A 26,023-nucleotide genomic window follows, 5' to 3' on the forward strand; every position below is an offset into this window, starting at 1 on the left:
CTGTGTCCTCCGCGTCTCGGCGGTAAAAACTTCCTCCACTTGTGTGCAAAATGTTGTTGACCATTACACATTTTGCAGTTTTCCCTGAATCCTCATACAATTGAATATCTGTTCAGGGAGAAGGCGAAATGTACTACTGCCACAGGATAGTTGGCATCATTGTTTAATTGCAGCAGTCGCAATTTATTTGTGGCTGCTGTTTTGTTTTTGGAGATATTGGTTCACTGACCGGCCTATACTTTACCAGGTCCAGTGGTGAACATATCGGCGACATGTGACAATACTGCTCGCCTCTCGCGGGGAAGAAGTACCCTGGAGTGGGCAGAATTGGTGAGATTGTGCCGGCGAAATAGTCTTTTATCGGCGGAGTAGTTTGTGTAGTACCTCCTGGTAGCATCGGTTATTCGTGCAGCCGCTGCTTGGCAGGCGTTGGGTGCTTTCGTTAAATCACGGGTAAAACATTGTCAGAATAGTAGGACACACACATTTGGGTTTCAAAAACGCCGGTTGAGCTGGTCGAAACCGGGTTTTTAAACGAATTATACCAAGATTAGTTTGAAACCGTTACTTTTTCAGTAACAATGGCGGATATGTGGTGACGGGCACCTTCGTAGTCGAACAAATCTTTGTTATTCCGGGCATGGGTAGACATTTTGTGACGAGTATTGGCAATCGTGATTACACCATTATTACTGGGGTAACGCTGATTTACGCCATATTGCTGGTTGGGGCCAATCTGGCTGTGGATGTTATTTACGGTTGGCTTGACCCCCGTATACGCTATGAATGACCTTAGAAAGACAAATACGGGCCAACATAGTTTTTTGCGCCAGGCGAACGTATCGGACAATTTTGACTCGGCACCGACCAACTGCTGACAGGCGCCAATGGTCAAAGCCAGATTTCGGTGGAAGATTATGCCGTAGCCATGTTGGATGAGTTGGAAAACCCGACACACACTCGTCAACGATTCACGGTCGGTTATTAAACTGTAACGTAAGGATTCGGAGTAGACGCATAGAAGAGTCGAAGCCATAGGCTATTTAATGCTCATATTACCATAAGTTAAAGAGGGTCAATCACCAGGATTGCATCATCTTGCTCCTGTCAATAGTCTCAGCGGGTCCAATTTTGTTACCCTGAACGCAGCAAAGAATCTCCTTCGGGCCAATTAAAGAGGAGTTTCTGCGTTGTTACGCTCCTTAAATTGTTTTGAGCGCAGTCAAAAGAACGACATTTCCACTTAAGAATTTGGCTCTACTGATTCTGAACGAAAATTTTTTGTCAATTAATTGCAATTTCTCTTATGTTGATGTAAACTAGCTTCACTGGCTTTAAGTTTTATCCCAACTCGGGAGACGTAATCTTTATGGCAGACAACGGACAGACGAAAGCCCTGGAAACGGCCCTGGCCAACCTAAAAAAACGGTTTGGCGAGGGCGCTATTATGAAATTGGGCGAGGCGCAACATTTGCAAGTGGCCTCCATCCCCACCGGCTCGCTGTCCCTGGATATTGCCCTGGGCGTGGGCGGGGTGCCCAAAGGCCGGGTCATCGAAATTTACGGCCCGGAGAGTTCCGGTAAAACCACCCTCTGCCAGCACATCATTGCCGAAGCCCAAAAAACAGGGGGTATTGCCGCTTTTGTAGATGTAGAACACGCTTTAGACCCCATTTATGCCCAAAAATGCGGGGTGCAGATTAACGAGTTGTACGTATCTCAACCCGATACGGGCGAGCAGGCCCTGGAAATCACCGAAGCGTTGGTGCGCTCCGGGGTTTTAACCGTGGTGGTGGTTGATTCGGTGGCGGCCTTGGTGCCCCGGGCTGAGATTGAAGGTGAGATGGGCGATTCCCACATGGGTTTGCAGGCCCGTTTGATGAGCCAGGCGCTGCGTAAGTTAACAGGCGCCATCAAAACCAGCAATACCTCCGTTGTTTTCACCAACCAACTTCGCCAAAAGATTGGGGTTATGTTTGGCAACCCCGAAACCACCACCGGCGGGATGGCCCTGCGTTTTTATGCTTCGGTGCGGTTGGATATTCGCCGGATTCAGGCCATCAAGGATGGCGGCGACGTGGTGGGCAATCGCACCAGGGTAACGGTTAAAAAGAATAAAGTGGCCCCGCCCTTCAAAGTGGCCGAATTTGATATAATGTATAATGAGGGCATCTCTAAAGTAGGCGACATCCTGGACCTGGCTGTGGCCGAAGAGATTGTTGACAAACGGGGCGCCTTTTTCTCTTACGGTGAAACCCGGCTGGCCCAGGGCCGCGAAAACGCCAAAAAGTTTATGCAAGAAAATCCCGAGTTGACCCTGGAAATTGAAAACAAGATCAGAGAAAAGTTTGAACTGCCGCTCAGAGACCCGGCCACAGTTGATTACGGCTCAAGCCAAACCCAACCGGCCTCAAAAAAGGCGCTCTATGACGCGTCGGCAGAAACAGAAGAGCAGGATTAATTGGTATTATAGGGGCATTTCATTTTATTTATGGCCCCGCCAAAATTATAGGGTTCATCATGAGCCCGTTACAGCTTTTAATGATTTGCCGCAAACATCGAATCTAAGGCCGTCACTGCGATTCGATGTGAGTGTAGCAGCTATTGAAACCTGATTCGCTTCATAATAGGCAACTGTAGTCGTTAACCAAACTCGTGATGATGTAGTCGTTGAAAATTTTCACCGATAAAATCAAACTCTCTCTAAAGGGAACGTTTAAAACAAATTTACCGGGGGAGGCAAAAGCGTAGCTGCCAACGTGGATATGATTGTTTATCAAGATTGTCTCAAAGTGATTTTTGATCATACACAAAATAACTATGCCGTACCCAAATGGCAAACGGCGCATAAAACGGCCCCTGGTCGTTGTTGTAGCATTGGGTATATACGATTATTTTGAGGTTGGTAGTTTCGGCGCTCTCCCTTGAAGTTGGGCTTGAGCAGCGGTTAACGTGAGGCTTGGTTGTGAATGAAGTAAATTTTTTCAATACTTGCCCTGAACGTGAATTGAGTTTTGCCTGACTTGCTTTCTTGCAGACAAAGGTAAGTTTTTGAGGCAAACGATTGTTTTGTTTGCCTTTAAAATCTAAAATGGCCGGGCGGTAGTCAGGCGGTCAAAACGTAATGGGTAGGGCGCGGGGCCGGGTAATTCAATAGCCTTGCTGAATCTTAAAAGCTGTGACGATTTTCGTCATAGCTTTTGTTTTTTTTCAGGGGGTGTACATGGCCGGTATCATCACGGCCTTACAGGTACAACAGCGAAATCAAGAACGGGTCAATGTATTTGTGGACGGCCAATTCGCCCTGGGCGTGACCATGCTGGTGGCCGCCACCTTGCGTAAAGGTCAATATTTAAGCGACACCGATATAGAAAAACTCAAACAGGAGGACCAGCGCAGCAAGGCTTACGATAAAGCGATACGCTTTTTAGGGTATCGAGCGCGGAGTCAAACAGAGGTGGCCGATTATTTGCGCGACAAAGGCTATGCCCCTGAAGTGATTGAGGAAACCGTGAGCCGCCTGGTTGAGCGGCAATATCTTGATGACGAGGCGTTTGCCCGTTTTTGGTTGGAAAATAGAGAACAATTTCGGCCGCGCGGGCGACAGGCCTTGCGCTACGAGTTAAAACAAAAAGGTATTTCCGACGAAATCATCCAAACCGTTTTGGCCGATGTAGATGAAGATGAATTGGCCTGGCTGGCCGTGGCCGGTAAACTTCAACGCTGGCAAAATTTGCCTGAACCGGATTTACAGAAAAAGGTAATCAGCTTTTTGAGCAGGCGTGGTTTTAGTTACCAAACGGCTCGTCAGGTTTTCGACCGCGCCCGGTCCTTGTTGAATATTGGGGAGTAGCCGGGACGCATTTTTGGTGACTCTAAGGTCCACTTGGGACGTTAGAGCGGCGACATTAAAAAACGAAGAGAGGAAAGAAGCGTATGAATATTGTAGGATATGTTATTGTGGCTATTGTGGCTTTGGTGGGGGGCGTTGCTCTTGGCTATTTATACTATCGGCGGGTGAGCAAACAAACAGTGGAATCGGCCGATGTATTGGCCAAAGGAATTATTGCCCAGGCCGAAGCGCAAAGTAAAGAATTAGAGATTCGCTCCAAAGAGGAAGCCATTCGGGTACGGGGTGAAACTGAAAAGGAAATCAACCGCAAACGGCAGGAACTTGATCGAATTGAAGAAAGGCTGCAAAAGCGTCAGGAAAATCTGGATAGACGTTTTGAAAATATTGACAAAAGAGAGCGCAACCTCAACAAGCGCCAGAGTCAAATTGACAAACGAGCCAATGAAATAGAACAACTCAATGAAGAAAGACTGGCCGAACTGGAACGCATCTCCACCATGAGCCGGGACGAGGCCAAAGAGATGCTTCTGCAAGCAATAGAAACCGAGGCCAGACAAGATATGGCCCGGGTGCTGCGCCAGGTAGAGGCCGACGTAAAAGAAGAGGCCGACCGTAAAGCCCGCAAAATCATTGCCCTGGCCATGCAGCGCATTGCTTCGGACCAGGTATCGGAAACCACGGTGTCGTCGGTGCCGCTGCCCAGCGACGATATGAAAGGCCGCATTATTGGCCGCCAGGGTCGTAATATCCGCGCTTTTGAAAACGCCACCGGCATTGACGTGATTGTGGATGACACCCCGGAAGCCATCATCTTGACCGGCTTTGACCCGGTGCGGCGTGAAGTGGCCCGCCTGGCCATGAGCCGCCTGATCACCGATGGCCGCATCCATCCGGCCCGTATTGAAAAGCTGGTTAAAAAAGTGCGCGAGGAAGTTAATCAAATTATTCAAGAGGAAGGGGAACGAGCGGCCTACGAGGCGGGGGTGCATCGGTTACACCCGGAGTTGATCAAACTGTTGGGTCGTTTGAAATACCGCACCAGCTATGGTCAAAATCAGCACGCCCACGCGGTTGAAGCTTCTCGCCTGGCCGTGATTATTGCCAATGAACTGGGCGCGGAGATAGAGATTTGCCGGGAGGGCGCCCTGCTGCACGATATTGGCAAGGCCGTTGACCATGAAGTTGAAGGCCCGCACGCCATTATTGGGGCCGATATTGCTAAACGTTATGGCGTAAACGAAAAGGTGATCAATTGCATTGCTTCGCACCACCATGAAGTAGAGCAGGAATCGCTAGAGGCGGTGATTGTGGAAGTGGCCGACGCCATTTCCGGGGCGCGGCCAGGCGCTCGCCGGGAAAGTTTGGAGAATTACGTCAAACGCATCAAGGCCCTGGAAGAGGTGGCCAACTCTTTCAAGGGTGTGGAAGAATCATTTGCTATTCAAGCAGGCCGGGAAATTCGCATTATTGTCAGGCCCGAGGAAGTGGACGACTACGAAGCCATCAAAATGTCTAAAGAGATTGCCCGCCAGGTGGAAGAAAGCCTGGAATATCCGGGCCAAATTAAAGTGACCGTGGTCCGGGAAACCCGGGCCATAGATTATGCCAAATAAAGCAAAATATCGCAGCTAAGGCGGGGGTCAAGGAGCGCCTTGAATCGCTCCTTGACCCCAAAACAATACCAGTTCTATGCCGCGGCCCTTATCAGAAACGCAACCCCTGAAGATGTTCAATTGCTGGCTGCTCTCATTCGCCATTCATTTGGTGAGGTAGCCAAACAATTTGCCTTAACCCCCGCCTCTTATTTTCTCCTGAAACTTTTGTCATTATAATCCGTATAGCATGATGCAGACAGATAAAGGAACTCTAACTGCACTATGCAAATAACCCTAGGCCAAAAATTTATTATGACCACGCCTGTTAGCCCCCCGGTTTCCAGAACAGCGGAACAGGCAATAGAAAAACAAGATGCGCCGGAAAACCAAACCCAGGAAAAAGCCTGGGCTTTGGCCGCGCAAAACGGCGACAGCGCCGCTTTTATGCACATTGTAGACGCTTACCAGCGGCCCGTGTTTAACTTATGCTATCGTATGCTCGGTGATGCTGCGCAGGCAGAAGACGCCGCCCAAGAGACATTTCTACGAGTCTATACCCGGCTTGAAACCTACAACCACAACCGCAAATTCTCCTCCTGGCTTTTGTCTATTGCCTCGCACTATTGCATAGACCAGCTCAGGCGGCGGCGCTACCAAATGATTTCCTGGGACGACCTGCCGCCCTGGCGCTGGCTGCCAACTTCGGAGCCGGAGCCGGAAGATGCTGTGCTGATCGGCGAAACCCACGAGACGCTGCGCTCGTTGCTGGACAACCTGCCCTCCGAACACCGGGCAGCGATTATCTTGTACTACTGGCATGATTTATCTTACGAAGAAATAGCCGAAACCCTTGAAACAACCGTCAGCGCCATTAAAAGCCGGCTCTTTAGGGCCAGGCAGATGATGATCAAGGAATCAGAAACCTCAAATCAGTGATGAGGAGTAAGAAATTGAGAAACAAAAGTTGTCACTTACCCCAAACGGGTATTGCCAAAATCACTAACTTATCTCACAAAGGAGTGAGCCAATGACGCACGAAAAATATATTGAACAAATTTCACTGTGGTTAGACAATGAACTCAGCCCCGCCGAAAGCGCCGAACTGCAAACCCACCTGGCCGAATGTCCCGCCTGTGAGCGCATTTGCCAGGCTTTGCAGGGGATTGACCAGTTTCTGCATCAGGCGTCAACCGTGATGAAGGGACCCCAACCGGGTTTTAGCGCCCGCTTTGAGGCGCGGCTGGCCCGCCAGAACGACAGGCGAAACCAGATGTGGTTGGGCCTGACCGTACTCTTCCTGGGTACGCTTGCTTTTGCCGTGATTGGCGCTATTGCCGGGGGTGCAATTCTGATTGGCGCCAGGGCCACCATGCTTAACGTGCAAACACTTTATTACTTTCTGGGTGAGTTAGGCGGCGTGGTCAACCAGATTCGTGCTTTTATTAACCTGGGCGGCCTGTTTTTCAAAGTGGCCTTGCTGGCCATGAGCCAACCTCTTTTCTGGGGTTATGTTATTGTTACCATGCTCTTAACCGCCACCTGGTTCCGGGTAATGCAACTGCTCTATCGCCGGGCGCCGGTTACAGGCAACCTGTTGCTAGTTTGATCAAAATAAACTTCAAAACATACTTTAGTTACGCTGGATCGGGCAAAGAGGTTGTGGCGTACGGCGTATTGCGGATGCTTTTTAGCCCCGCACCACGCCATACCCCATCACCACCCATCAACATCCATAAATCAAACCCTGGCCGGAAACATTATCTTTAAGAAGGAGTAAACCATGAAACAAAAACTTTTAGTCTTACCTTTAATCTTAATTCTTTTTCTCATCTTTGCGCCCCCTGCTTTGGCCCAAGGCCCCGAGGACGGGCGGGTTGTGTTTGGGGGGAATCTCACCTTAGAGGCCGGGGAAGAGATTAACGGCGATGTAGTTGTATTTGGCGGCAACGTGACGTTACGTCCAGAGAGTGTCGTTGACGGCGACATGGTTGTATTTGGCGGCAACGCCAACGTAGATGGCACCATTAAAGGTGATATTGGCATGCTTGGCGGCAACATCAATCTGGGCGATACCGCTATAGTTGAAGGAGATATTGGCCTTATCGGCGGCAATGCCTCGGTGGCTGAAGGTGCCCGGATAGAGGGCAAAATCGAAAGAATAGGCGGAAGACTCAACGGCGAAGAGGGTTTTTCCGCTCCTATCCCGCCGATCCCGCCTATCCCTCCCATTCCCGACATACCGGAAGCTCCCGAACCGCCTGTCAGGACTCACACCTGGCCAGATAAAGCCTTTGGCTTTTTTGAAAACTTGGTCAGCGACATTGTGGGGAACATTACTTTACTGATTGTATTGGGCGTGGTAGGTTGGTTAGTGGCCACCTTTATGCCCCAACAGATGAAAACTGTAAGCGATGTTATTGTAGACACGCCGGTAGTGAGTTTTGGCGTTGGCTTGTTGACCACCCTTATTGTGATGGCCAGCATGCTGCTGGTATTGACCATTTGCCTGGCCTTTGTGCCCCTCATTGCGGCGGTTCTGCTGGGGGTTGCGATCCTGCTAGGTTGGCTTGTGGCCGGTCAAATTCTGGGAGAACGTTTACTGGTAGCCGCCGGAAATCCGGCCCCTAACTTTGTGCTCTCCACCGTGGTCGGCGTGATGATCCTCACCATTGTGGCCAATATGCCCATTATCGGCCAGATACCCTGCATCGGTTGGATTTTAGGTTTTCTGGGCTGGCTGGCGGGCATGATTATTACCCTGACCAGTTTAGGCGCGGTTATCCTGACCCGCTTTGGCGCCCGGCCTTATTACGCTGCCTCATACCCCACCCCCCGCGGCCCGGCGCCTGTTCCCCGGCCCAGGCCCGGCGCCTGGACAAAGGCCGACTTCTCTGACGAAGATTTTTCAGACCTGGACGTAAACAGCGCCTCTGATGCCGAACTGCGGGCCAAGATCAGAGCCGCCCTGGATGAAGCCGGTGAAGAAGAAAAACCCAAGAAAAAACGAAGCCCCCGGAAAAAACCAACCGGCGAGGAATCGCCGGAACCGGATGAACCCACCGGCAACAACCCCGACCCCGATGCGGATAAATAGACCGCAGGCCGGGCCCAATCAAGAACAATGCCGGGCGATACCGGCGGCACCATAGCGCCGCCGGTATCGCTTTTAATTTTTCAGCCCCACTCTCTGGCCCATTCGCCGGGTCACTTGCCGCCGGATTATCTCTAGCTCTTGCACCCGGAGCAGGTAGGCCAGCCCTACGTAAACCAAACCACCAACCAGAATACCAATGATCCCACCCAGCCACTTGCCGGTTGCAGGCAAAACAGGCAGCAAAACCAACAGCACCAGGGCCATGCCTGCCGCAGCTAAACTCATCTTGGCCACAGAGGGCCACAGAGCGGTTTTAGCCAACCCGCCCATCAAAGGGCGCAGTAAAATCAACAAGGCCGCCATTTCCAATGTCACGGCAATGGAATTGGCCAGAGCCAAGCCGCCGTGGAGCGGCCACGCCAACCAGGCAAAAAGTCTCAACAACGTTAAACTTAAGCCAATATTAAGCGCCATTGCCACCACGGCTACGGCTACCGGGGTTTTGGTATTTTTGAGAGCATAAAAGGCTCGCGTCACTATTTCCACTACGGCATGGCCTACCAGGCCCAGGGCAAAAAAGCCCAAAGCCCAGGCTGTGGTTGCGGTTGAGGCGGCATCAAATTTTCCCCCCTGCAACAATAAGCGCACAATTGGTTCGCGCAAAATGATCAGGCCCACCGAGGCGGGCAAGGTTAGAAAAAGCAAATTACGTAAGGTTATGCCAAATACGCGGCGCAACTCGTCCTGTTCTCCCCGGGCCGCCAGCGCCGCCAGGGTGGGGAAAAGGGCCGTGGCCACCGACTGGGCTATAATGCCCTGCGGCAGCAGCATAATGATCCAGCCGTAATTGAGCGCGGTCAAACTGCCCTCAGCCAGGCCGGAGGCCAGCACCACGTTGACCACAAAGTTTATTTGCACTGCGGCCAGGCCCAACACCCGCGGGGCCATCAGCCGCCCCACCTCGCGCAAACCGGCCTCGCGCCAGGCCAATACGGGCCGGTAACGCATCTGTTGCCGCACCAGGCCCGGCACCTGGATGAACAGGTGGCCCACGGCCCCCAGCACTACGCCCGCCGTTAAACCCCGCACCCCCCAGGTAGGCCCCCAAAGCCACGCGCCCATAATAATGGCCCCGTTATAAATAACCGGGGCCAGGGCCGGCAGAAAAAAATGCTGGTGCGCGTTCAAAATACCCATCACCACGCCGCTGATTCCAAAAATAACCGTAGAGATGAGCATCCAGCGCATCAATTCAATGGTCAGCAGTTGTTGGGCCGGGGTAAAATCGCCAAAAAAGGCCCGGACCAACCAGGGCGCAAAAATTGCGGCGGCGGCGGCCAGGCCTGATAAAATAAGCATCACCCAATTAATCACAGCCGACGCCAAACGCCACGCGCCGGTCAAATCCTGGCGGGTCAGATAGCCGGTAAATACGGGAATAAAGGCAGAGCCTAAGGCTCCGCCGGCCACCACGTAAAACAGAAAATCAGGCAAACGAAAAGCAGCCAGGTAAGCGTCCATCTCGGCGCTGAGGCCAAACTGGCGGGCAATGACCATCTCCCGCAACAGTCCCAACAGCCGGCTGACAATAAACAGCGCCATCACCAGCGTGGCCGCCCGGGCAATGCGCCTGATATGAGTTGTGGTTTGGGTTGTTTCGGCCTGGTTCATAAAAGAAGCGTTCGCCAATAAACACCAAGTAACAAATTCCCCGCACTGTACCTTTTTTTTCTATTCGTGTCAATTTGGGTAAATTATTGGATTCGCCCTACTTTCCGCTTTAAGCTATACTTTCCTCCATTGTGGCTAATCCGTACTTGCAGGAAATATGATGATGCATAAAGAAAGCAAAATAAGGGCTGATGAAAGATCAAGATATTCACCAAATCATTTCCATCTTGCGAGAAAGTGCCAAAGTTTGGGCCTTGCCAATGGTAGAAAGTATGGGCCGGCAGGAGAAACGGACGCCCTACCAGATTCTCATCGCCACCATCCTTAGCCTGCGCACCAAAGATACCCTCACGGCGCAAATAGCGCCAAAGCTTTTTGCCGTGGCCGATAATCCAGATGATATGGTTCGCCAATCACCTGAAGAGATTGCGGAGATCATCTATCCGGTGGGGTTTTATCGCAACAAGGCTAAAAGCATCATCGCCGTTTCGCAAATGCTCCTTGACCGGTACAACGGCCACGTGCCTGACGATTTGGATGAGTTGCTGAAATTGCCGGGGGTAGGTCGCAAAACGGCCAATCTGGTGCTTACCGCGGGGTTCAATAAACCGGGCATCTGTGTTGACACCCACGTTCACCGCATTTCTAACCGGTGGGGTTACATCCAAACCAAAACGCCGGAAGAAACAGAATTTGCCCTGCGAGATAAATTGCCGCCCGAATATTGGCTTGAATATAACGGCCTGCTGGTTGGTATGGGGCAAAATCTTTGCACGCCCATTTCGCCCTGGTGCAGCCATTGTGCGGTCAAACCATTCTGCGATCAGGTGGGGGTGGAGCGTCGTCGTTAGCAGGGGGAGGGTCAGTAGATAATGTTACCCAATTCCATGGAGTTGATATATCTTTGACCTATTCAGTAAAACAAGCGGCATCTCTTCCGGTATCGCGGTGCTGGCCTGAGTCATAGGGAAAATGGACGCCTCGGTCAGCGTCAAAAATCTTTTATTTACCGCATCCAACACCGTGGACAACGTCATATCCCCGCCCATAGAGATATTGCCGTGGATGGCAAAGTCGCCGGCATAGATAATGGCCGGCTCAGAACGCGGCATCCGTTGAATGGCGGCTTGAGCTTCTGCCTGCATGGGATAAACCAATACCAGCTCTTCAATTTTCAACACGCTTTCGGTGTACTTTATTGGCTTCAGGGGATTGCTCTGGTGCCAGGGCATAGCTATCCCATCGGTTATGGTAATATAATTATATCTTTCATCATTAAGGGTATTATCCAAATTGCCCACAATTTTCATTTTGGCTTCCACCAAAAACTTCTCCAAAACAATTTTGGCGTTTATCTGAGCAATTTGTAAACTAAGTCCACCGCCGGTATCCATAAATAACCTCCTGAAGTTATATATCTAGTATAACGCTTTTTTGACATAATCTCAAGATTGCCCCCCGCCAGTTGAAACAGACACCTACGTTGTGAGGTACGCCCCTAAATTTTGGCGGTAAGGACAGGACAATGTCCTTGTCCCTACGCTATGGCCTAAAAATTGGGGCAGACCCTACATTGTGTTTTTGTGCTTTCCTATCGGTCAGAGTAAAATGTGAAATCCAGACAAACAGTTAGAGCCAAATCATCAACAAAAACGAACAGCGGACTGCTGAACGTTGCATCTGATTAGAGTTGATAAAATTATGAGTCCGCTCTCACCTAAACCAAAACAAACATTTATCAACGCCGTCCTATTGACCCTAACCATTTTGGCCTGCGGGCCATTGGACCGGTTGCAAGAATTCAACCGGCAAACGCAAAAAACCCCTCTGGCCGCAACAACGGTTGGCCCCAAAAACCAATTGAATATTACTGCTGCCTACCAAAAAATAGAAACTTTGCCCGGTTATCGTCTGGAAAATCATCACCTCGTCCGCGACAAGCTGGGAAACCGAATTAAACAGACCATTACCAGTGAGTACGATGCCAGCGGGAATGCCCACCTCTTGATCCAAGAAAACAACGGCCTACAAAATGAAATTTATCTTGTTGGCGGTAATACCTACATATTTGAACCTCAATACGCCAGCTGGCTGGAGTTGAAGACATTTCCATTTACCAGAACCCAACAAATTAGCATAGCTTTGCTGGGCAATTTGCATCCGGCGGAGACCCTGGTGCAACTACTGGATCAAACAAGGCCAGAGGCAAGAGACAGTGAAATTTACCTAAACCGGCCTGTCACCCGTTATGTTGTAGCCGATACGATTGAGGAGATTGACCAAAAAACAGGCAATTCCCCCCTAGATGTAAGGGGAACCCTGTGGATAGACGATAATACCGGGGCCATCATCAAGTCGGAATTATTCATTTACGAACCGGACGACAGCCAACCGGCGCAGGAATTTGTTTGGGAAATCAGTGAAATCGGTAATGTGCCCCCTATTAGCGCCCCTACGCCGGTGATTGACCTTTCCACAATTGCCTCGGCCACCGCCACCGCGCAAGTGCAGATCACGCTGCCGGCTCGGCTGAATTACCAGGGCGAACAGGTTGATTTTGAAATCGTCCCGCTGCAAGTGACGCAAAGGCCTGAGGTCTCTCCGCGCAGCGCCGCAGTACATCTGGTTTTGCGCCAATTACCTGGCCACCTTTTTGAGGAAACAAATCTGGAGCCGTTTTTGGCCCTTCTCCAAACACAATTGAATTTGAGCATTCCTGAGCGTAATTTAGTTGTAACCAGCAGCGGCTTTAATTTGATAGATAGTGATAAGCAAAAGCACACACTTGAAGTGCAATATCTTTACAACGCCGATTTAGAAAATCTTAGCCACATTGAGTTAATTCTATCCGGGCAAGGCAACCCTGTTTTTGCCCCGGTGCCGGTAGAGTAATATTATTTGAAATTTTTAATCTGAGAGGAAAAACCAATGAATAAAAAAACAATCAAAGATATTGAGGTTAAAGATAAGCGCGTTTTAGTGCGGGTGGACTTTAACGTGCCGTTGCAAGATGGACAGGTCAGCGACGACCGCCGCATCCGGGCCGCCCTGCCCACCATCAACTACCTGTTAGACAACGGAGCCAGCGTGGTGCTGATGAGTCACCTGGGACGACCCAACGGCCAGCGGGTGGCCAAGTACAGCCTCAAACCCGTGGCCGTCAAACTGCAAGAACTGCTGGACCGTCCGGTAAAACTTCTGAACGACTGCGTCGGCGACGCCGTAGAGTCTGCCTGCGCTCAACTTGAAGCGGGTCAAGTTATTCTGCTGGAAAATCTCCGTTTTCATCTTGAAGAAGAAGGCAAGGCCAAGCAGGAAGATGGCTCTAGCCTCAAAGCCGACCCGGAAAAGGTCAAGACCTTTCGCGCCTCGCTGGCCAAACTCGGCGACGTGTATGTGAATGACGCCTTTGGTACGGCTCATCGCGCTCACTCTTCCACCGCCGGCATCACCGATTTTCTGCGCCCGGCTGTGGCCGGTTTTTTGATGGAAAAGGAACTGGCCTACCTGGGCGGCGCGTTGGCCAATCCCACTCCGCCCTTTTTGGCCATTATGGGTGGAGCCAAAATTTCCGATAAGATTGCCGTAATTGAAAATCTGCTGTCTCAAGTTGACTCCCTGCTCATTGGGGGGGGTATGGCCAATACCTTTTTTGTGGCTCAAGGGCACAACGTGGGCACTTCGCTGGTAGAAGAGGAAGCTGTGGAAACCGCCAAAAAGCTTTTAGCCGAGCACGCCGACAAACTGGTGTTGCCGGTAGATTGTGTTGTGGCTGCCGAATTTAAAGCCGACGCCGAATCTAAAGTGACGCCGGTTGACGAAGTGCCCAACGACTGGAAAATTCTGGATATTGGCCCAGCCACCATTGCCCACTTCTCTAACCGGCTGGCCCCGGCCAAAACCGTTGTGTGGAACGGCCCCATGGGCGTATTTGAGTTTCCGCGCTTTGCCGAAGGCACTTTTGCCGTGGCCAAAGCCCTTTCGCAGTTAAGCGGGGCCACCACCATTGTTGGCGGTGGCGACAGCGCCGCCGCAGTAGAACAATCCGGCCTGGCCGATAAGATTAGCCACATCTCCACCGGCGGCGGGGCCAGCCTGGAATTTTTGGAAGGCAAAACCCTACCGGGAGTAGCGGCGCTGGATGACAAATAAGCAAAACCCTGGTCAAAAGAAAAAATTAAAGGTTCTCATTGCCGACGATGAAGCGGTCATTCGGATGGGGTTAAAGACCATGGTGGCCGGTTTGGGCTATATGGTCGTCGGCACCGCCGTCAACGGTGACGATGCGCTGGCCCAGGTTAAAACGTTAGAACCCGATCTGTTGCTGCTGGACATCAAGATGCCGGGCAAAGACGGCTTGACCGTGGCTGAAATCCTGGCCGCCGAAAACCCCCTGCCCATCATTATGCTAACCGCCTACACCGAACAGACCATGATTGAACGGGCGGCCAATGCAGCGGTGATGGGCTATCTGGTCAAACCCATCCACGAGGCTAAATTGGGGCCGATGATTGATCTGGCCCTGACCCGCTTTGCGGAAATGCGGAAAGTGGCCCAAGAAGCCTATCTGCTCCGCGACCAGTTGGCGTCCCGCGAATTGATCGAGGCAGCCAAGCGTATTCTCATTACCGCCGGTCTGTCCGAAGCTGAATCCTACAAACGCCTGCAAATGACCGCCCGCGAAAAACGCTGCCCTATGCGCCAAGTGGCCGAGGCGGTGATTGCCGTGGGGCAAAAATTCGCTTAGAAGTTGTTCAAAAACAACGTCCAAACTTCGTTTGGCATCAGCTTTGTTGGTAAATAACAAGCACAAAGTGCAAGCGCATCCGATGCGGCGTTATTTATGAACAAAGCCTTAACCTTAAAAAACTTAAAAAGGGGTTGACAACCCAGTAAAAGTATGGTAGATTAACCCCCATCAAATTGAATAACAATTTTTGAGCGGCCGCGAAGCCCTCGGCAACGATAACCAACTCGTGCTGAGGGCTTTTTGTTTTCCAGGCCACGACGCCTGCAAAGTTAACCTATCCATTCAATAAACTCGACAAATACTATAAAAATAACTTTGGAGGAACATCATGAAACGCAAATTATTTACCCGGGCTTTGCCCATCGCTTTATTGCTCACCCTGACCCTTGGCGGGGTAGCTTATGCTCAAGACGGAGCCACCACTGCAAGCCAGATGATTGACGTGATCTGGTTGTTGGTAGCCGCTTTTCTGGTGTTCTTCATGCAGGCTGGCTTTGCCATGGTGGAAAGCGGCTTCAGCCGCGCCAAAAACGCGGCCAACCTGTTAATGAAGAACCTGATGGACTTTTCGGTTGGAACGCTGCTGTTTTTTGTGCTTGGCTATGGCCTGATGTTTGGCGCTTCGGCCAGCGGCTTTATTGGCACCGATAACTTCTTTTTAAGCAAGCTCAACTTTGGCCCCGACAGCGCCTACAACTGGGCTTTTTTCCTGTTCCAGTTGGTGTTTGCCGGAACAGCCGCCACCATTGTTTCCGGCGCGGTGGCCGAACGTTTGAAATTCTCGGCCTACCTGGTGTACAGCATCATTATAGTGGGCCTGGTTTACCCCATCTCCGGCCACTGGCTGTGGGGCGGCGGCTGGCTGGCCGAATTGGGCTTTATTGACTTTGCCGGTTCCACCATTGTGCACAGCGTAGGCGGTTGGGCGGCCCTGGCCGGAGCCGTTATTCTTGGCCCGCGCATTGGCAAGTTCAACAAAGATGGCAGCAGCAACGTTATCCCCGGCCACAGCTTAACCCTGGCCGCATTGGGGGTGTTCATCCTTTGGTTCGGCTGGTTTGGTTTTAACCCCGGCAGCACGCTCAGCGGTATGAACCCCGGCATTGGCTACATTGCCGTTACCACCAATATGGCGGCGGCAGCGGGCGCGGTGTCGGCCATGGTGATCAACTGGGTCCGCGCCGGCGAGCCTTCCACCGAAATGGCCCTCAACGGCACCCTGGCTGGCCTGGTGGCCATTACCGCCGGCTGCGCCAGCGTATCGCCCACCGGGGCCTTGATCATCGGCCTGGTGGCCGGCGGCGTGCTGGTGTTTGGCCTGCTCTTCATTGAACGTGTGTTGAGAGTGGACGACCCGGTAGGCGCGGTGAGCGTGCATGCCCTCAACGGGGTGTGGGGCACGCTGGCGGTGGGTTTGTTTGCCGTTCCGGCAGCCGGCGGCCTGACCGCAATGGGCGATGCGGCCGGGTTGTTCTACGGCGGCGGCTTTAGCCAACTGAGCATCCAGTTTATTGGTTCGCTCTCGGTGAGTCTGTGGGCCTTTACCACCGCCTTTGTTGTTTTTAAGGCCACCGACGTGATCATTGGCATCCGGGTTACGCCGCAGGAAGAACTAGAAGGTTTGGACATCACCGAACACGGCACCATCAGCTACCCCGAGTTTGGCACCAGCGTGGTCAATGCCTCGCCCGGCGAGCGCGTGGTGATGCCCGTTGTTGAATCGGCCAGTTAGTTAACAAGGAGAAGGCCCCATGAAAATTTCATTGGAGCAGAACGTAAAGCATGATCAGGGAGACGTGCCCTACTACGTCAACGTGGAAACCTCAACCATAACCATTGACCTTGACACCATCTTCCACATCCCGGTTTACCGGTCCGGCAATGGCCGACCCGGCTACAATGTTGAGGTGTGCGGTTTCCAGGTTTCAGCCGATGCGCCGGAGCAAATTGTGCCGGTGACCGAGCGGCTTATCCGCGGCCTGGTCAATATGGCCCGCCTGCCAACCTACATCTTCATCGCCCGGCGTTCGCGCCAGATGTACCCGGTGTATACGGTTGGCGATGAGGTATTTGCCACCACGCCCGGCGGCCCGGTTTTTAGACACGTTGAATTGGCCAAAGTGCGCGAATACTTGGCCGAATATCTCAATGCGATGGGCCTTATCGGTACGCCGGGCATGAGCGAAAAATTGCGGGTACGGGGCGTCAACATGAACTCGCTGGCTCTGGTTCGCCCCATCCTCTACCTCAAAAAACGCCCGCAGAGCGAAGATGAAAACGAGTTCTGGGCGCCGGTCTTTTTGGCCGACGACCGGGGCAGCATTTACACCTACGCGGCCAGCGGCAAGCGCGAAATTGACCTGGCCGGCGGTTACGAAGCCCTACTTTTGCGCACCCAGGTGGCCCAGGCCCTTATTGCCGATAAACGTTTGAAAAACAATTACGACCTGCGCCCCGACCGTCTGTTACCCGACTACTGGGAACGCGTCAAAAGCACGCTCAAATTGCAGCCGGAAAAATTGGTCTTTGCCGGCGCGGCGTTTGAAATTTACCGTAACGGCAAAGCCGTGATTGCCGCCGAACATCGGGAAGACGAAGATCGCTACAGCCTCTATATCGGCCGGGATATTAACGATCTACGCCATCACGCCGCCACAGACCTGGTTCGCCGGGGGCTTATCAGCAACACCGCCGCGGTGAACGTTCAGTAACAAAACATTGTCCGGGCCGGCAGTTTGTAAAGAACTGCCGGCCCCAAAAAAACATCCAAATAACTCGTTCCCAAACTCTGCCTCATAACCGGCGCTTCAGTTATCAGGCGGGGTTTGACAACGAGGGTAAAGTTGTCAAAAAAAAATCAATCTGCTTTCGGGCGTTTTACGCTATAGAAAAATTCTTAACCTAAAGGAGACTTAAAAAATGGCAGAAACAGTAAAAGATGTAATGGCGCTTATCAAAGAGCACAATATTAAAATGGTGGACTTCCGGTTCACCGACCTGCCGGGCACCTGGCAGCACTTTAGCATGTCAACCCGCCTGGTAAACGAAGACCTGTTTGACGAAGGGCTTGGCTTCGACGGCTCTTCGGTGCGCGGCTTCCAGGAAATTCAGGAATCTGACATGATCTTGATCCCGGACCCCACCACCGCCTTTGTGGACCCCATTTTTGAGGTGCCCACCCTGGTAATTATGTGCGACGTGTACGACCCCGTCACCCGCCAACCCTACAGCCGCGACCCCCGCTACGTGGCTAAAAAAGCCGAAGCCTACCTGAAAAAAACGGGCATCGCCGACACAGCCTACTTTGGCCCGGAAGCCGAGTTCTTCTTGTTCGACACGGTTCGCTACGGCGGCGGCACAAACTCGTCTTTCTATGAGATTGACAGCAAAGAGGGCTGGTGGAACAGCGACAAGCCCGGCCTGGGCGCGCAAATTCCGCCCAAACGCGGCTACTTCCCGGCCCCGCCCACCGACACCCAGCAAGATATCCGCAGCAAAATGGTGCTGGCCCTGGAAGCGGTGGGGGTTAATGTGGAATTGCATCACCACGAGGTAGGCACCGCCGGCCAGGCCGAAATTGACCTGAAGTTCGACACGCTCACCAAAATCTCCGACAGCATCATGATTTACAAATATATCATCAAGAGTGTGGCCCGCCAAAACGGCCTTACGGCCACCTTTATGCCCAAGCCCCTCTTTGGCGATAACGGCAGCGGTATGCACACTCACCAGAGCTTATGGAAAGGCGGCGACACCGTGATGTACGACGAGTCGGGTTACGCCGGTCTCTCCGACATTGCCCGTTACTACATTGGCGGTCTGTTGAAACACGCGCCGGCCCTGCTGGCCCTGGCTGCGCCCACCACCAACTCTTACAAACGCCTGGTGCCCGGCTACGAAGCGCCTATCAACCTGGTTTATTCGCAGCGCAACCGTTCGGCCATTTGCCGCATCCCTATGTACTCCGGCAGCCCCAAGGCCAAGCGGGTTGAATTCCGCGCCCCGGATCCCAGTTGTAACCCGTATCTTTGTTTTGCCGCCCTACTCATGGCCGGTCTGGACGGGGTCCAGAAGCAAATTGACCCCGGCGAACCGATTGATAAAGACCTGTACGACCTGCCCCCTGAGGAAGCGATTAAAGTAATGAACACGCCCGGTTCATTAGCCGATGTTCTTGACGCACTGGAAGCAGACCACGAATTCCTGCTGCAAGGCGATGTATTTACCCCGGATATTCTGGAAGCCTACATCACCTACAAGCGGGAAGCCGAAGTGGACCCCGTCCGGCTGCGCCCGCATCCTCACGAGTTCACCCTGTATTTCGACATCTAAAGGTTCGCCCCACCCAGAAGAGGCGGCAGGTTATTCTGCCGCCTCTTTGTTACCCTTAACCCATAATGCGTAATCTTACCGAGGTATTTTTTCAAGGCGTATGGCGTTATTGCGTAACGCGCAGCGCCTAAACAAAAAACGCGGTATTGAGCAGCCTGCGCTTGGCCTCCTTTTTCCTTTTCACTATAATACCTCTAACCATGAACACCACTATCTCCGCCTACGCCCGTGATATTTTAAGCCAAACGCCGCTCAGCGACGACGACGTTTGGCGGCTATTGGGGCCGGTTGGGTTTGCCGACCCCCCGGAAGCGTATCGCCGCTTGCAAAAAATGGCCAAAAACGAGCCGGCCCGGCAGGCCCTGGCCGATAGTTTAACGCCGTTGCTGCTGGCCTTGTCGGAAGCGGCCAATCCTGATAATGTGCTGGTCAACCTGGGCCGCTTTGCCTACAACGTGGCCGACCAGTCCGCTCTGTTCAACCACTTTGCCAACAACCCCCGCTCCGTTGAAATTTTGGTAAAATTATTTGCGGGCAGCCAATTTCTCACCGAAATCCTCTTGCGCAGCCCGGAATATTTCACCCGCCTGTCGGCGCACCAGCAACTGGCCCACGTTAAGAGCGCGGCCCAATTTGACGCCGCCGCCCGCGAAGCTATCCGCCCCCTGATCCTGCTTTCCAGCGAAGATCCGTCCGACCCCGCCGCTCTGCTGGATGCTCTACGCCGGTTCCAGCGGTGGGAACTGCTGCGCATCGGGGTCTGCGACCTGCTGGACTCCTTTGACCTGACCACCGTCACCGGCCAACTCTCCGGCCTGGCCGACAGCCTGGTGCGCGTTTGTTTAACCCTGGCCGCCCGGCAGTCCAATGTAAAGCCGGATGATTTTGTGGTGCTGGCCATGGGCAAATTGGGCGGGCAGGAACTCAACTATAGTTCCGATATTGACCTGTTGTTTTTATGCCGCTCAGACCCGGCGGCTTACCGGCGCCTGGGCCAAAACCTAATTGACGCCCTGGCCCGCATTACGCCGGAAGGCTTTTTGTATCGGGTGGACATGCGGCTGCGGCCCTGGGGAAATGTGGGCAACCTGGTGTCATCGGTTAACGGCTATGTAAGTTATTTACAAAAGAACGCCCGCCTGTGGGAAAAACAGGCCTTGCTCAAAGCGCGGGTTATTGCCGACAACCAGGAATTGGGCCGGGACTTTCTGTGCCAGGCCCAACCTTTCATCTTTGCCGCCGACGACGAAACCGTCAAGGCCGAGGTGAACGCGCTCAAACAGCGCATCGAAGAACGACTGCAACAGCAAGGCCGCGCCTGGGGCGAGGTCAAACTGGGCCAGGGGTCTATCCGCGACATTGAATTTGTAACCCAATACCTGCAACTGGTGCATGGCGACGAACAGCCCGAAGTGCGCAGCCCCAACACCCTCGAGGCCTTGGCCCGCCTGTTTGCCGCCCACTTCCTCTCTGCTCATGAATACCGGGTGCTCACCGACGGCTATATCTTTTTGCGCACGGTTGAACACCATTTGCAACTCAAACACTACCGCCAAACCCACAGCCTGCCCGGCGACCCGGAAGCCATCACCCAACTGGCCCGACGGCTCGGTTTCCAGGGCCGAGAGGCAGGCGACAATCTGATTGCCCGCTACCAGCAACACAGCGCCGTTATCCGCGTGGTTTACCAACAATACCTGGGCAAACAGCCCGTCACAAACAAAACGCGCTCCGTTACCTCATCAGATTTATTGTTGCCCCACCTGGTGCGAATGCCGCCCGCCTACGTCACCACCTTCAGCGACGCCGACATCGAGCACCATGCAACCCTGGCCGAACAACTCAACGAGGACAATCTGGCAAAAGTGGAAGCCAAACCCCTGGAGAATGGACTTTGGCAGGTGACCATTGTGGGCTACGATTACCTGGGCGAGCTCTCCCTGATTTGCGGCCTGCTATTTGTGCACGGTTTTAACATTGTTGACGGCCACATCTTTAGCTACGGGCGAGCCGCCGACCCCGGCTATGTGCCTGTGCCCCAACGCCCTTCCCGCTCCCGGTGTCGCCAACTATCGTCCATGTTATACGCCGTCTCCCGCCAAAAAATTGTTGACGTTTTCACCGTGCAGCCGGTGGTTGACCATGTTGATGAACTCTACTGGCAACAATATACCACCGACCTGAACGCCCTGATCCGCCTGCTGCACGCAGGCAAACAACGTGAGGCCCAGGGCCAATTGGCCAAACGCGTGGCGGTTGCCTTACGAGACATCCCCGGGGCCATCTCTACGCTGTACCCGGTTGACATTGAGTTTGATAACGAATCTTCCGAACGGCACACCATTTTGCACATTGTTTCCACCGATACCATCGGCTTCCTGTTTGAGTTCACCAATGCCCTGGCCCTCAACGGCGTCAATATCCGGCGGATGATCGTCAGCTCGGTGGGCCAGCACGTGCGGGACACCCTTTACGTTACTGATGCGCAGCGCCGAAAAATCACTTCCCCCGAAAAACAACGAGAGTTGCGCGTGGCCATTGTGTTAATCCGGCACTTCACCCACCTGCTGCCCAACTCGCCCAACCCGGAACAGGCCCTGCTTCACTTTCGGGAACTGTTGGGGCAGTTATTTACCCGCCCCAATTGGCCGGATGCAATTGCCTCGCTGGAACAGCCCCAGGTGCTCAACACCCTGGCCCGCCTGCTGGGGGTAAGTGATTTCCTGTGGAAAGACTTTTTGCGGATGCAATACGCCAACCTGTTCCCGGTGGTGCGGGATGTAGACGCGCTGGCCACTGGCAAGTCAAAAGACGAATTGCGGTCGGAATTGGCCGCGCTCCTGCAAACCGGCGCTGCCCAGCGCGAGGCGCTCAACGCCTTCAAAGACCGCGAAATGTTCCGCGTGGATATGCGCCACATCCAGGGACACATTTCTGAGTTTGGCCAATTTTCAGGTGAATTGACCGACCTGGCCGAAGTGATTGTAGAAGCCGCCTATCACCTCTGCCTGGCCGAACTCCGGGCCACGTTTGGCCTGCCCCGGCTGGAAAATGGCCGGCCCTGCCCTATGAGCGTTTGCGCCCTGGGCAAATGCGGCGGGCGCGAATTGGGCTTTGCCTCGGACATTGAACTGCTGTTTATTTTTGCCGGTAACGGCCAAACCACCGGCCCCAATGTGATCACCACTGCCGAATTTTTCGACAAGTTGGTCCAACAGGTCAATCAAACCATTCAAGCCCGGCAGGAAGGCATCTTTGAACTGGACCTGCGCTTGCGGCCTTATGGCCAGGCCGGCAGCATGGCGGTATCCCTTGAGTCGTTTCGCCGGTACTTCGGCCCCAACGGCGACGCCTGGCCCTACGAAAAACAGGCCCTGGTTAAATTACGGCCCATTGCCGGCGACGAAAAACTGGGCCAACAGATTGTTGAACTACGTAACAAATTTATCTACACCGGCCAGCCGTTTGACGTGGCGGCTATGCGCGCCATGCGCGAGCGCCAGCTCAGGCATCTGGTGACAGCAGGCACTATTAACGCCAAATTCAGTCCCGGCGGCCTGGTAGACCTGGAATATCTGGTGCAAGGCTTACAAATCACTTACGGGCACCAAGACCCTCGCCTGCGACTAACCAACATTGGGGAGGCTATGCAAATGCTGGCCGAAACAAAAATCCTCTCGCCTGACGATTATGTGCCTCTTCGTGAAGCCCACATCTTTTTACGCCGGTTGATCAATGCCTTACGCATGGTGCGCGGCAACGCCAAAGATTTAACCGTTCCACCGCCCGGCAGTGAAGAGTTCGCCTTTCTGGCCCGCCGCTTACACTACGAACGCAACCTCAACCAATTGCAAGCCGACTTAAACCGCCATCTTATCTGCGTGCAAGAAATCAGCCAGCGGGTGTTGAGTTAAGGGATCATGAACTTTGGATGGTTGATGATTGTTCAGTTGCCAACTTTATGCTATTATTGAGGCGGGAAGATTTTGGACCCTATGCCCGTTAAGTAGGTAGCTAAAGAAGAAGGAAGCTATGAACAAGCGAGAGCGCGTTTATACTGCCCTGGAAGGCCGGCCGGTTGACCAAGTGCCTTTGAGCCTGTGGCGGCATTTTCACAAACAAGACCTGACCCCAACGGGATTGGCTTCAGCCACGCTGGCTTTCTACCAGAAGTACAACTTTGACTTAATCAAACTGACGCCCAGCGGCTTTTACCCCATTCAAGACTGGGGCGCCCAGATTTCGACGCCCAAAGACGACGATCACTCCCCTCAATTAAAAAAGCCGGTCATCAAAATCCCCGATGATTGGCGGCACCTGTCCACGCTCAATCCCACCGAAGGCAGTTATGGCCACATTCTGGAATCTATTACTCTTATCAAAAATCAATTGGGCGAAGAGGATGCCCCGGTATTGATCACCATTTTTAGCCCGATGACCATTGCCTACAAATTAGCCGGGGACGCACTGCTGGAACATTTAGCTCATCATGCCACCGATGTGCACATTGGCCTGGCCACCATTGCCGAAACCACCTCTCGCTTTGCCGACATGGCCCTGGAAACCGGGGCCGACGGCGTATTCTTTGCTAGCCAACTGTCGTGCGCAGAGAAGTTGAGCGAAGAATTGTGTCAAACCTTTGTCGTCCGCTATGATTTGATTGCGCTGGAAAGAGTGCAAACCCAGCCAGTGCCCCTGGTGCTCCACCTGCATGGGCTGAACCCATATTTTGAAACTGTCAACCAATATCCGGCCCATGCCGTAAGCTGGCATAACCACAAAACCGACCCTTCGCTCCAGGCAGCCCTCTCACTTACCGATAAAACTCTGATGGCCGGTCTGGATAGAACCACCCTGGAAGAGGGCAGTCCGGCAGTGGTGGCCGCTCAAGCCAGAGAAGCCATTGCCCAAACCGGGGGCCGGCGTTTAATTCTGGCCCCGGCCTGCGTTATCCCCACCCTTACCCCCCCAGAGAATTTACAGGCTGTGGCTGAGGTTGATCGCTCCCTGAACACCTAATGGGCTGAACCTTGCCACCGCCGGAAAAGGTCCGGCTCAAGATCAAGGTTCAATACGTCCAAAACCCGGTTGACCGTTTGGTTGATAATATCGTCAATGGTTTGGGGGCGGTGATAAAAAGCCGGCAGAGGGGGCATGATGATGGCGCCCATCTCGGTAGCCTGGACCATCAGCCGGAGGTGCCCCAAGTGTAAGGGCGTCTCGCGGAAAAGTAATACCAATTTGCGCCGTTCCTTGAGGGTCACGTCGGCGGCGCGCAGGATGAGATTATCGCTGTAAGAATGGGCGATACCGGAGAGGGTTTTTACGGCGCAAGGCACAACAACCATCCCGCTGGTGGGGTATGAACCCGAGGCGATAGCCGCGCCAATGTCGTTAAAGTCATAGCGTTCGTGGGCCAGGCGCTCTACCTGGTCCACGGTGTAAGCCGTTTCCAGCCGGATGGTGCGTTTGGCCGCATCGCTGATAATCAGGTGGGTTTGAATGTCGGTTATACCCTGCAATACTTCTAACAACCGTACCCCGTAAATCACGCCGGTTGCGCCGGAAAAGCCAACAACGAGTTTTTTCATCCTTTGGCCAAAAATTCCTTATCCATAAAGAGCAAATTTTAATATCCTTCTTCATGTAAGGCGGCCAGGTCGGCTTCCACCATCATCTCGATCAATTCTTCAAAACTGACAATCGGTTCCCAGCCTAATTTTTCACCGGCCTTGGTGGCATCGCCAACCAGCAAATCTACCTCGGCCGGGCGATAAAATTTGGGGTCGGTGACCACATAATCCTCATAATTGAGACCGACACACTCAAAGGCGACCTGGCACAAGCGCTGCACGGAATGCGTTTGGCCGGTAGCTACCACATAATCATCGGGTTCGTCCTGTTGGAGCATCAGCCACATCGCCCGAACATAATCGCCGGCATAACCCCAATCGCGGCGGGACTCCAGGTTGCCCAGGCGGACCTCATTAGACAAGCCCAATTTAATACGCGCCGCGCCGTAAGTAACTTTATGGGTCACAAATTCCAGGCCCCGGCGTGGGCTTTCGTGATTGAACAGGATGCCCGAACAAGCAAACAAGTTATAACTTTCGCGGTAGTTAATGGTAATCCAATGGCCATACACTTTAGCCACGCCGTAAGGGCTGCGGGGATAAAAGGGCGTGTTTTCGTTTTGCGGCACCTCGCGCACCTTGCCAAACATTTCACTGCTGGAAGCCTGGTAAAACCGTATCTCTGGATTAACAATGCGAATGGCATCTAACATCCGGGTGACGCCCAGGGCCGTAAACTCGCCGGTGAGGACCGGCTGTCGCCACGAGGTAGGCACAAACGACTGCGCAGCCAGATTATAAACTTCCTGCGGCTGGTATTCCCGCAGCAGGTCAATCAGCGACATTTGATCCAGAAGGTCGCCCTGCACAATTTCCAGGGCTTTTTCCTCCTGCAAATGGGCAATGCGGTCAAAATTAACCGTGCTGCTGCGACGCACCATGCCCACCACGTTATAACCTTGTTGCAGTAAAAACTCGGCCAGGTAAGACCCGTCCTGGCCCGTGATCCCCGTGATCAGGGCTGTTTTTTGACTCATAAAAATCTCCTGGTTCTCAAATCTCTTTTTGGGTAGAGCGGTTGCTGAAACAACGGGGATGTATTCTAATGTAAGTTGGTTATCTGGGCAATTATAGAGAAGGCAGGCAGGGAAGCGG

Annotated in this window: 19 protein-coding genes and 1 pseudogene; 16 read left to right on the forward strand and 4 right to left on the reverse strand. The window is 53.0% G+C overall.

Translation table 11 applies throughout. From position 1 onward, the window contains the following. The first annotated feature begins 592 nt into the window (after positions 1 to 592). From JW953_23380 to JW953_23410, 7 genes and pseudogenes are all read left to right on the forward strand, one after another. Positions 593 to 790 (forward strand): annotated as a pseudogene (locus tag JW953_23380) (ABC transporter permease subunit). A 579-nt stretch (positions 791 to 1,369) separates the two neighbouring features. Continuing rightward, positions 1,370 to 2,461 (forward strand): recombinase RecA, encoded by a 1,092-nt coding sequence (gene recA, locus JW953_23385; GenBank protein ID MBN1995650.1) that lies wholly within the window; start codon positions 1,370 to 1,372, stop codon positions 2,459 to 2,461. 762 nt (positions 2,462 to 3,223) lie between these two features. Continuing rightward, the gene (locus tag JW953_23390; GenBank protein MBN1995651.1) at positions 3,224 to 3,853 is read left to right on the forward strand and encodes a RecX family transcriptional regulator; all 630 of its coding nucleotides are present in this window, start codon (positions 3,224 to 3,226) and stop codon (positions 3,851 to 3,853) included. An 83-nt stretch (positions 3,854 to 3,936) separates the two neighbouring features. Then, a complete protein-coding gene (gene rny, locus JW953_23395) occupies positions 3,937 to 5,466 on the forward strand; it encodes a ribonuclease Y (protein MBN1995652.1) in 1,530 nt (509 codons plus the stop codon). A 294-nt stretch (positions 5,467 to 5,760) separates the two neighbouring features. Then, positions 5,761 to 6,384: a sigma-70 family RNA polymerase sigma factor gene (locus JW953_23400; protein MBN1995653.1), complete on the forward strand. Its 624-nt coding sequence runs from the start codon at positions 5,761 to 5,763 to the stop codon at positions 6,382 to 6,384. A gap of 91 nt (positions 6,385 to 6,475) precedes the next feature. After that, on the forward strand, positions 6,476 to 7,054 hold the full coding sequence (locus JW953_23405; protein MBN1995654.1) for a zf-HC2 domain-containing protein: 579 nt from the start codon (positions 6,476 to 6,478) through the stop codon (positions 7,052 to 7,054). A 174-nt stretch (positions 7,055 to 7,228) separates the two neighbouring features. After that, on the forward strand, positions 7,229 to 8,542 hold the full coding sequence (locus tag JW953_23410) for a polymer-forming cytoskeletal protein (GenBank protein MBN1995655.1): 1,314 nt from the start codon (positions 7,229 to 7,231) through the stop codon (positions 8,540 to 8,542). A 72-nt stretch (positions 8,543 to 8,614) separates the two neighbouring features. On the opposite strand, the gene murJ is transcribed toward JW953_23410, so the two are convergent. Continuing rightward, the gene (murJ, locus tag JW953_23415) at positions 8,615 to 10,213 is read right to left on the reverse strand and encodes a murein biosynthesis integral membrane protein MurJ (protein ID MBN1995656.1); all 1,599 of its coding nucleotides are present in this window, start codon (positions 10,211 to 10,213) and stop codon (positions 8,615 to 8,617) included. Positions 10,214 to 10,404: 191 nt separating this feature from the next. On the opposite strand from murJ, the gene JW953_23420 reads away from it, so the two are divergent. Then, positions 10,405 to 11,064: an endonuclease III gene (locus JW953_23420; protein ID MBN1995657.1), complete on the forward strand. Its 660-nt coding sequence runs from the start codon at positions 10,405 to 10,407 to the stop codon at positions 11,062 to 11,064. Between the two features lie 24 nt (positions 11,065 to 11,088). Here the strand turns inward: JW953_23420 and JW953_23425 are convergent, their stop codons facing one another. Next, positions 11,089 to 11,607 carry a hypothetical protein gene (locus JW953_23425; protein MBN1995658.1) on the reverse strand — a complete coding sequence of 173 codons (519 nt, stop codon included), beginning with the start codon at positions 11,605 to 11,607 and terminating at the stop codon, positions 11,089 to 11,091. Between the two features lie 307 nt (positions 11,608 to 11,914). Here JW953_23425 and JW953_23430 point away from each other — a divergent pair, with 307 nt between their 5' ends. The 8 genes from JW953_23430 (at position 11,915) to JW953_23465 (ending at position 24,314) form a co-directional block, all read left to right on the forward strand. Then, complete coding sequence (locus JW953_23430) at positions 11,915 to 13,105, forward strand: hypothetical protein (GenBank protein ID MBN1995659.1); 1,191 nt, start codon at positions 11,915 to 11,917, stop codon at positions 13,103 to 13,105. Positions 13,106 to 13,141: 36 nt separating this feature from the next. After that, positions 13,142 to 14,365: a phosphoglycerate kinase gene (locus tag JW953_23435; protein ID MBN1995660.1), complete on the forward strand. Its 1,224-nt coding sequence runs from the start codon at positions 13,142 to 13,144 to the stop codon at positions 14,363 to 14,365. Further along, positions 14,355 to 14,960: a response regulator gene (locus tag JW953_23440; GenBank protein ID MBN1995661.1), complete on the forward strand. Its 606-nt coding sequence runs from the start codon at positions 14,355 to 14,357 to the stop codon at positions 14,958 to 14,960. Before JW953_23435 ends, JW953_23440 begins: the two co-directional genes overlap by 11 nt. Positions 14,961 to 15,291: 331 nt before the next feature. Then, a complete protein-coding gene (locus JW953_23445; protein ID MBN1995662.1) occupies positions 15,292 to 16,695 on the forward strand; it encodes an ammonium transporter in 1,404 nt (467 codons plus the stop codon). Between the two features lie 19 nt (positions 16,696 to 16,714). Continuing rightward, complete coding sequence (locus tag JW953_23450; protein MBN1995663.1) at positions 16,715 to 17,674, forward strand: hypothetical protein; 960 nt, start codon at positions 16,715 to 16,717, stop codon at positions 17,672 to 17,674. A 208-nt stretch (positions 17,675 to 17,882) separates the two neighbouring features. Then, on the forward strand, positions 17,883 to 19,295 hold the full coding sequence (gene glnA / locus JW953_23455; protein MBN1995664.1) for a type I glutamate--ammonia ligase: 1,413 nt from the start codon (positions 17,883 to 17,885) through the stop codon (positions 19,293 to 19,295). 332 nt (positions 19,296 to 19,627) lie between these two features. Beyond that, positions 19,628 to 23,209, forward strand: a complete 3,582-nt coding sequence (locus JW953_23460) for a glutamine synthetase adenylyltransferase (protein MBN1995665.1) — start codon at positions 19,628 to 19,630, stop codon at positions 23,207 to 23,209. A 118-nt stretch (positions 23,210 to 23,327) separates the two neighbouring features. After that, positions 23,328 to 24,314 (forward strand): uroporphyrinogen decarboxylase, encoded by a 987-nt coding sequence (locus tag JW953_23465; GenBank protein MBN1995666.1) that lies wholly within the window; start codon positions 23,328 to 23,330, stop codon positions 24,312 to 24,314. Here JW953_23465 and JW953_23470 read toward each other — a convergent pair. Continuing rightward, on the reverse strand, positions 24,311 to 24,886 hold the full coding sequence (locus tag JW953_23470) for a UbiX family flavin prenyltransferase (GenBank protein ID MBN1995667.1): 576 nt from the start codon (positions 24,884 to 24,886) through the stop codon (positions 24,311 to 24,313). The genes JW953_23465 and JW953_23470 overlap by 4 nt on opposite strands. Before the next feature lie 38 nt (positions 24,887 to 24,924). Further along, a complete protein-coding gene (gene gmd, locus JW953_23475; GenBank protein ID MBN1995668.1) occupies positions 24,925 to 25,905 on the reverse strand; it encodes a GDP-mannose 4,6-dehydratase in 981 nt (326 codons plus the stop codon). Positions 25,906 to 26,023: the final 118 nt, after the last annotated feature.

It is taken from the genome of Anaerolineae bacterium (genome assembly GCA_016931895.1).
In the GTDB taxonomy this organism is placed as follows: domain Bacteria; phylum Chloroflexota; class Anaerolineae; order 4572-78; family J111; genus JAFGNV01.

What these genes read in the sequence shown, in the direction of transcription:
- glnA (MBN1995664.1), top strand. Translation starts at nt 17,883, where the DNA reads ATGGCAGAAACAGTAAAAGATGTAATGGCGCTTATCAAAGAGCACAAT.
- JW953_23425 (MBN1995658.1), bottom strand. Translation starts at nt 11,607, where the DNA reads ATGGATACCGGCGGTGGACTTAGTTTACAAATTGCTCAGATAAACGCC.
- JW953_23405 (MBN1995654.1), top strand. Translation starts at nt 6,476, where the DNA reads ATGACGCACGAAAAATATATTGAACAAATTTCACTGTGGTTAGACAAT.
- JW953_23390 (MBN1995651.1), top strand. Translation starts at nt 3,224, where the DNA reads ATGGCCGGTATCATCACGGCCTTACAGGTACAACAGCGAAATCAAGAA.
- rny (MBN1995652.1), top strand. Translation starts at nt 3,937, where the DNA reads ATGAATATTGTAGGATATGTTATTGTGGCTATTGTGGCTTTGGTGGGG.
- JW953_23435 (MBN1995660.1), top strand. Translation starts at nt 13,142, where the DNA reads ATGAATAAAAAAACAATCAAAGATATTGAGGTTAAAGATAAGCGCGTT.
- JW953_23400 (MBN1995653.1), top strand. Translation starts at nt 5,761, where the DNA reads ATGACCACGCCTGTTAGCCCCCCGGTTTCCAGAACAGCGGAACAGGCA.
- JW953_23420 (MBN1995657.1), top strand. Translation starts at nt 10,405, where the DNA reads ATGAAAGATCAAGATATTCACCAAATCATTTCCATCTTGCGAGAAAGT.
- recA (MBN1995650.1), top strand. Translation starts at nt 1,370, where the DNA reads ATGGCAGACAACGGACAGACGAAAGCCCTGGAAACGGCCCTGGCCAAC.
- JW953_23430 (MBN1995659.1), top strand. Translation starts at nt 11,915, where the DNA reads ATGAGTCCGCTCTCACCTAAACCAAAACAAACATTTATCAACGCCGTC.
- JW953_23410 (MBN1995655.1), top strand. Translation starts at nt 7,229, where the DNA reads ATGAAACAAAAACTTTTAGTCTTACCTTTAATCTTAATTCTTTTTCTC.
- JW953_23465 (MBN1995666.1), top strand. Translation starts at nt 23,328, where the DNA reads ATGAACAAGCGAGAGCGCGTTTATACTGCCCTGGAAGGCCGGCCGGTT.
- JW953_23470 (MBN1995667.1), bottom strand. Translation starts at nt 24,886, where the DNA reads ATGAAAAAACTCGTTGTTGGCTTTTCCGGCGCAACCGGCGTGATTTAC.
- JW953_23445 (MBN1995662.1), top strand. Translation starts at nt 15,292, where the DNA reads ATGAAACGCAAATTATTTACCCGGGCTTTGCCCATCGCTTTATTGCTC.
- JW953_23440 (MBN1995661.1), top strand. Translation starts at nt 14,355, where the DNA reads ATGACAAATAAGCAAAACCCTGGTCAAAAGAAAAAATTAAAGGTTCTC.
- JW953_23450 (MBN1995663.1), top strand. Translation starts at nt 16,715, where the DNA reads ATGAAAATTTCATTGGAGCAGAACGTAAAGCATGATCAGGGAGACGTG.
- gmd (MBN1995668.1), bottom strand. Translation starts at nt 25,905, where the DNA reads ATGAGTCAAAAAACAGCCCTGATCACGGGGATCACGGGCCAGGACGGG.
- JW953_23460 (MBN1995665.1), top strand. Translation starts at nt 19,628, where the DNA reads ATGGCCAAAAACGAGCCGGCCCGGCAGGCCCTGGCCGATAGTTTAACG.
- murJ (MBN1995656.1), bottom strand. Translation starts at nt 10,213, where the DNA reads ATGAACCAGGCCGAAACAACCCAAACCACAACTCATATCAGGCGCATT.